Source organism: Pseudomonas avellanae BPIC 631 (assembly GCF_000444135.1).
GTDB classification, from domain to species: Bacteria; Pseudomonadota; Gammaproteobacteria; order Pseudomonadales; family Pseudomonadaceae; genus Aquipseudomonas; species Aquipseudomonas avellanae.
The window spans coordinates 1-5,739 of sequence record NZ_ATDK01000310.1; the positions used below are offsets into that span (position 1 = coordinate 1).

A 5,739-nucleotide genomic window follows, 5' to 3' on the forward strand; every position below is an offset into this window, starting at 1 on the left:
TCCAGAACTGCATGCGACGCGGAGCGTCGCACGATAGTTGAAAGAAAGTGCTTTTTTACCGCGGTGGCACTGACGACGCAGAGTGCGACGCAAAGAACCGAGAGGCGTCCGCCAGAGCACTTCTCGACCCATCAGTAAAAACGCAACAAAACGTGGCACAGTCGCCCCGAAAAATGGCACATTGGCGCGCCCAGGCGCGTGTGACACATTTTGTAATTAACCGTCCGGGAGACCTGAAAACCTTTTTATGGATGAATATCATGGCGACCAGCGCTCAGCCCGAAACGGCGACGGCCTCGACCACCCCCCAAACCAGCCCGCTGGTCATGCGCATCATCGGGGCAGTTGCCCTCGCACACCTGATCAATGACCTGATCCAGGCCATCCTTCCGTCGATCTACCCGATGCTCAAGGCCAGCTACGACCTGAGCTTCACCCAGATCGGCCTGATTACCCTGACGTTTCAGATCACCGCATCGTTGCTGCAACCGTGGGTCGGTTACTACACCGACCGCCACCCCAATCCACTGGTACTGCCGGTCGGGTCGATCTGCACCCTGATCGGTATCGTAATGATGTCGGTGGTAGGCAGCTTTCCATTGATTTTGCTGGCGGCAGCCCTGGTCGGCATTGGCTCATCGACCTTTCACCCTGAGGCCTCGCGCATCGCACGACTGGCGTCCGGCGGGCGCTTCGGGCTTGCGCAATCGACCTTTCAGGTGGGCGGCAATACCGGCTCCGCGTTCGGGCCATTGCTGGCAGCGGCGATCATCATCCCGTTCGGGCAGGGCAATGTGGCCTGGATCGGCCTGTTCGCGCTGTTTTCCCTGGGCTTGCTGTACGCGATCAGCCGTTGGTATCGCGCGCACCTCAACCTGTTCAAACTCAAGGCCGGTCAGGCGGCGACTCATGGCCTGTCGAGAAAACGCGTGATCGCCTCGCTGGCAGTGCTGGCGTTTCTGGTGTTCTCCAAGTTTTTCTACATGACCAGCCTGACCAGCTACTTCACGTTCTACCTGATCGAGAAGTTCGACCTGTCGGTCGCCAGTTCGCAGTTGCACTTGTTTCTGTTTTTGGGCGCAGTGGCAGCCGGGACATTCTTCGGTGGTCCGATTGGCGACCGTATCGGCCGTAAAGCGGTGATCTGGTTTTCGATCCTCGGCGCTGCGCCGTTCACCCTGGCGCTGCCCTATGCGGACCTGTTCTGGACCAGCGTGCTCAGCGTGATCATCGGTTTTGTGCTGGCCTCGGCGTTCTCCGCCATCGTGGTGTATGCCCAGGAGCTGGTGCCGGGCAACGTCGGCATGATCGCGGGGATCTTCTTCGGCCTGATGTTCGGCTTCGGCGGCATCGGTGCTGCCTTGCTCGGCTATCTGGCTGACAGTCACGGCATTCTGTTCGTCTACACACTGTGTTCATACCTGCCGCTGCTCGGCATTCTCGCGATTCTTCTGCCCCGGACCAAGTAATGCTCATAGCCACGCTGATCTTCCTGTTCACCATCACCCTAGTCATCTGGCAGCCCAGGGGGCTTGGCGTCGGCTGGAGTGCGGTGCTCGGGGCAGGGCTGGCGCTGCTGACCGGCGTGGTGCACCTGAGCGACATTGCCGTGGTGTGGGGCATCATCTGGAATGCCACGGCGACTTTCATTTCGCTGATCATCATTACGCTGTTGCTGGATGAGGCCGGTTTCTTTGCCTGGGCGGCGCTGCACGTCGCGCGCTGGGGCAAGGGTAAAGGTCGTCGTCTGTTTGCCTTGTTCGTGCTGTTCGGCGCTCTGGTGTCGGCGTTGTTCGCTAACGATGGTGCGGTGCTGATCCTCACGCCTATCGTCATCGCCATGATGCTGGCGTTGCGCTTTTCCGCTGCATCTACCCTGGCCTTCGTAATGGCAGCCGGCTTCATCGCCGACACGGCGAGCCTGCCGCTGGTGGTGTCGAACCTGGTGAACATCGTGTCGGCGGACTACTTTAAAATTGGTTTCAACCGCTACGCCGCCGTGATGGTGCCGGTGAATCTGGCCAGTGTTGCTGCCACCCTGGCCGTGCTGATGGGGTATTTCCGCCGCGATATCCCCCGTGAGTTCGAGCCCGAGCATCTGGACAAACCCGAGACGGCCATTCATGACCGGGCCACGTTTCTGGCCGGTTGGGCGGTATTGCTGATTCTGCTGGTCGGCTGCTTTGCCCTTGAGCCACTGGGCATTCCGATCAGCGCAATTTCTTCCGTGTGTGCGTTGCTGTTGCTGGCCATCGCCGCCAAAGGGCACACGATCAAGACGCGCAAGGTGATGAAAGAAGCGCCGTGGCACATCGTGATCTTTTCGCTGGGCATGTACCTGGTGGTGTATGGCCTGCGTAACGCCGGGCTGACGAATTATCTGGCTGATCTGCTGGACTGGTTTGCCGGCTACGGCATCTGGGGCGCGGCGATGGGCACCGGGCTGATGACGGCGTTCCTGTCATCGATCATGAACAACATGCCGACGGTGCTGATCGGGCTGCTGTCCATCGACGCAAGCCACGCCAGCGGGGCGATTCAGGAAGCGATGATTTACGCCAACGTGATCGGCAGCGACCTGGGGCCGAAAATCACCCCGATCGGCAGTCTGGCAACGCTGCTCTGGCTGCACGTTCTGGAGCGCAAGGGCATCACCATCAGTTGGGGTTACTACTTCAAAGTCGGCATCGTACTGACCTTGCCGGTCTTGTTGATCACGCTGGCGGCGCTGGCGCTGCGATTGAGCTGAAAGCATGGCTGGTATCGGCCAGGTTCGGCCACATGTCCGACACCAGAAACAGACGCTCGGCTTCTTCCCAGTGGCCCTCGCTGTTCTCGCTCAGGCGCACCAGCAATTGCGCCGGGGCCAGCGGATCGAGGTCGCTCAGCCATTCTTGCAACTGCCCGTCGCTCCAGCCCTCGGCGTAACGCGCCGGAGCCAGCCAGGCGTGGCGCGGCAGCGGTTGCCAGCGGCCCGGTGTGCTTTGTGCCAGAAACTCTTTCCAGTCACGCTGGTGCAGCCAGCGCCCTTTGAGGTGCCGGGGATGAACGCCCGCGGGAGAGGCGCACGAACCCGGCCACGGATACAGCAGGTAGCCGCCCAGCCACAATTTTGCACTGAAGGTCTCGACGCCCAGCGCCGCCAGTGCCTCACGGCTTTCCGGACGCGCCGACATCGGCAACTGGTGCTGACTCAGGTGCGCAAGCTTTCGGTCCAGCCGGTCATTGCAGCCAGGCCCTAGCCAGCAGGCCGGGTCGCGGCCGTCACCGTCCTGCGGCCCCAGGTAAAGCTTGATTGCCAGTTCGATGTGATGCACGCCGTCACGGTCACGCAGCAGCATGTCCAGTTCACCAAGCGTCTGGCCCCCCAGCCGGATCGGCAGGTTGGCGGCAATGATTTCCACCCCCGGTGCGTGTTGTACCGCGAACTGCCAGAGCCGTTCGTAATAGCGGCCCAGTCGCCGGGTGGCCGCCAGCGCCAACCATGCTTCCAGCGGGCCGCTGTTATGGTCGAGGCGCCAGAGGAAGTCTGCGAGTTGTTCCGGGGCGTTTACCCACTCGCTGCCTGCCAGTGGATGGCGCTGCGGCCAGGGTGCGGTTTCAAGCATGGGTGGCGCGAGGATCACCCAGGCAAGGTCGCGCACCTCGGGGTGGCGCAATTGGCGGGGCAGGTCGATAAGGCTGGGAAATAGAGTCATGCACCGAGGATAGCGTGAGTCAGTGCTCGCAGGCAGTCTGTTTGCGCACAGGCGGCGAAGCTTTCATACGCAGGCCTGTAACCGTTTGTCGGTATAATTCGTGGTTCTTTAATCAAGAGACAGATTAATGACAGCGCAGATTAATCATGGGGCAGCGCAAGCGCCGGTTGAAAAGTCTTTTGATAAGGCCGTGCGTACGGTCTGTCAAACAGGTGCTGTATTTTTCCTGCTTGAAATATCAGCGATATTTGTAAATCATGTTTATTCATTCCGTCTGTTTCAACTGTGATCAAGCCGGGTGATTATGAAAAATTCGGTCGACTCTTTTGCTGCGTTGGTTAAGCGGTATTTTTGCGGCAGATGTTCCTCTCGGGAAACTGGATGCCTGGAGTTGTCTATGAATGGTGAAATGCAGACACGGATAAAGCATCTGCTCTCGCCCGCCATTGCGCTTGTGCAATGTATTGCGATTGTCTGTTGGCTGGCTGTCCTGATCGTCACGCCGAATGTTAATTGCGGCGCTCGCGAGATCGCCTTGACCACGGGGCTGGTGCTGACCTGCTGGTGGCAATATCGCGCCACGCATTTCAGCGTCTGGCGTGGTGTGGGCATGGCGTCGGTAATCATCGTGGCTCTGAGCTTTTCGCGGGCCAGTCAGTTGAACAGCGAACTGGGTATCAACTGGGCATTGCCGATCGCGATCATGATCATTCTGTGCTCGACGTTGCTGGTGGTATATACCCGCGACTATCTGTTTGTGTCGGTGCTCTCCTGGATCATTCTGTCTCCCGCGCAGGGTATCGACACGGACAGTGCAGCCTATGTATTCATGATGCTGTTCTTTGTTTCGTTGATTGCTCTGGGTGTCGTACTCAATCACACCAACACCCGAACCCTGCGCAAGGTATTGACGTTGGAAAGCCGGTTTCGCGAACTGTCGCTGACCGATGACCTGACCGATATATTGAATCGCCGGGCATTGATGCTGGCGCTCAATGAGCATGTGGCGAATAACAGTGGCAGTTATTTTCTGATGCTGGACATCGATAATTTCAAAACCATCAACGATCAGTTCGGGCATGACGCAGGTGATGAAGTTCTGCGTCTCATGGCGTCATGCCTGCAACAAACGCAGGGAAGTCTTGCGTTCGGTCGCATGGGCGGAGAGGAGTTTGGCGTAATTCTTCCTGTTTCCGGTGAGCCTGTGGCCTGTGATTATGTACTGCGCCTGCTGGACACCATCAGAAGATCGCCCACGGTCAGCCCTCTGACCTGCAGTGCAGGGCTTGCCGACATCGATGCGAACTCGACCAGTTCGCAAGTGCTCAAGACGGCTGACGTCAATATGTACCAGGCCAAGCGGGAGGGTAAGGACCGGGCGTTCTGGAGGGGGGTGCCGATGACTGATTTGCCGGCGCAAAGCCCGATGGCTGAGGGCGAAGAGGTTCGGGCGTTGGCGCCGTAGTGTTTTTGTTCAGACGCGGCGAAACAGGGCCGGAGCCCCGCTGGGTACATTTGAAATAATCATCGGTCGTCCTTGCCGGACGTGAACATGCATTACAACGCGGCAGGCTTGGGCACTCCGAGAAAATCATCCTCTTCACCGGGGCAGGGTGAAAACCGATTTACATTGGTTGCCCCTTTGGCATTCAAGTCGATACGGCCGTTGGTATCAATGTGGATCGTGGTAGTTGGCCATTTTGGATCAATGTTCACGCAGCCGCTGATTCCTGCGTTGTCCCACCATTGGAAATGCATGAAGAAATCTTTTTTTTTAAATATGTGGCCGGCATCCGAGGTTGCCCCGCCAGGCGATATACCCCCTCTGCTTATACGGTGATCGGTGATCCATGTATAACGAAGCCCTCTGGCCGCTTTATCTTAATAAAAAACCTTACTTCAGGGATCGCAAAATCCCATTGCGCCAGGATGAAAAAAATGGCGGCGGCGGCAAAAACTGAGCGCAACACCTGACCAATCCGGTACGGTGAACCTATGTCATATCATGAACTCAGCATTGAAGAACGCATCACGATCCAGT

5 protein-coding genes and 1 pseudogene are annotated in these 5,739 nt (G+C 58.1%); 4 read left to right on the plus strand and 2 right to left on the minus strand.

Annotation, left to right across the window (positions count from 1 at the left end):
• Positions 1-260 precede the first annotated feature (260 nt).
• Together DW49_RS0118880 and DW49_RS0118885 are read left to right on the plus strand one after the other, a co-directional pair.
• The gene (locus DW49_RS0118880; RefSeq protein WP_024420652.1) at positions 261-1,469 is read left to right on the plus strand and encodes an MFS transporter; all 1,209 of its coding nucleotides are present in this window, start codon (positions 261-263) and stop codon (positions 1,467-1,469) included.
• Positions 1,469-2,749 (plus strand): arsenic transporter, encoded by a 1,281-nt coding sequence (locus tag DW49_RS0118885; protein WP_005619666.1) that lies wholly within the window; start codon positions 1,469-1,471, stop codon positions 2,747-2,749. The genes DW49_RS0118880 and DW49_RS0118885 overlap by 1 nt, the downstream gene beginning before the upstream one ends.
• Here DW49_RS0118885 and DW49_RS0118890 read toward each other — a convergent pair.
• On the minus strand, positions 2,715-3,698 hold the full coding sequence (locus DW49_RS0118890) for a DUF1853 family protein (RefSeq protein WP_005619665.1): 984 nt from the start codon (positions 3,696-3,698) through the stop codon (positions 2,715-2,717). The two genes, DW49_RS0118885 and DW49_RS0118890, sit on opposite strands and share 35 nt — an antisense overlap.
• A 127-nt stretch (positions 3,699-3,825) precedes the next feature.
• Here DW49_RS0118890 and DW49_RS1000000132875 point away from each other — a divergent pair, with 127 nt between their 5' ends.
• Both DW49_RS1000000132875 and DW49_RS0118895 read left to right on the plus strand, forming a co-directional pair.
• Complete coding sequence (locus DW49_RS1000000132875; protein ID WP_154655505.1) at positions 3,826-3,987, plus strand: hypothetical protein; 162 nt, start codon at positions 3,826-3,828, stop codon at positions 3,985-3,987.
• A gap of 108 nt (positions 3,988-4,095) precedes the next feature.
• Positions 4,096-5,163 (plus strand): GGDEF domain-containing protein, encoded by a 1,068-nt coding sequence (locus DW49_RS0118895; RefSeq protein ID WP_005619664.1) that lies wholly within the window; start codon positions 4,096-4,098, stop codon positions 5,161-5,163.
• 92 nt (positions 5,164-5,255) lie between these two features.
• Here the strand turns inward: DW49_RS0118895 and DW49_RS1000000134070 are convergent.
• Positions 5,256-5,677: pseudogene (locus DW49_RS1000000134070) on the minus strand (hypothetical protein).
• Positions 5,678-5,739: the final 62 nt, after the last annotated feature.

Coding starts and splice junctions, on each gene's coding strand:
- DW49_RS0118880 (WP_024420652.1), top strand. CDS start 261: ATGGCGACCAGCGCTCAGCCCGAAACGGCGACGGCCTCGACCACCCCC.
- DW49_RS0118885 (WP_005619666.1), top strand. CDS start 1,469: ATGCTCATAGCCACGCTGATCTTCCTGTTCACCATCACCCTAGTCATC.
- DW49_RS0118890 (WP_005619665.1), bottom strand. CDS start 3,698: ATGACTCTATTTCCCAGCCTTATCGACCTGCCCCGCCAATTGCGCCAC.
- DW49_RS1000000132875 (WP_154655505.1), top strand. CDS start 3,826: ATGACAGCGCAGATTAATCATGGGGCAGCGCAAGCGCCGGTTGAAAAG.
- DW49_RS0118895 (WP_005619664.1), top strand. CDS start 4,096: ATGAATGGTGAAATGCAGACACGGATAAAGCATCTGCTCTCGCCCGCC.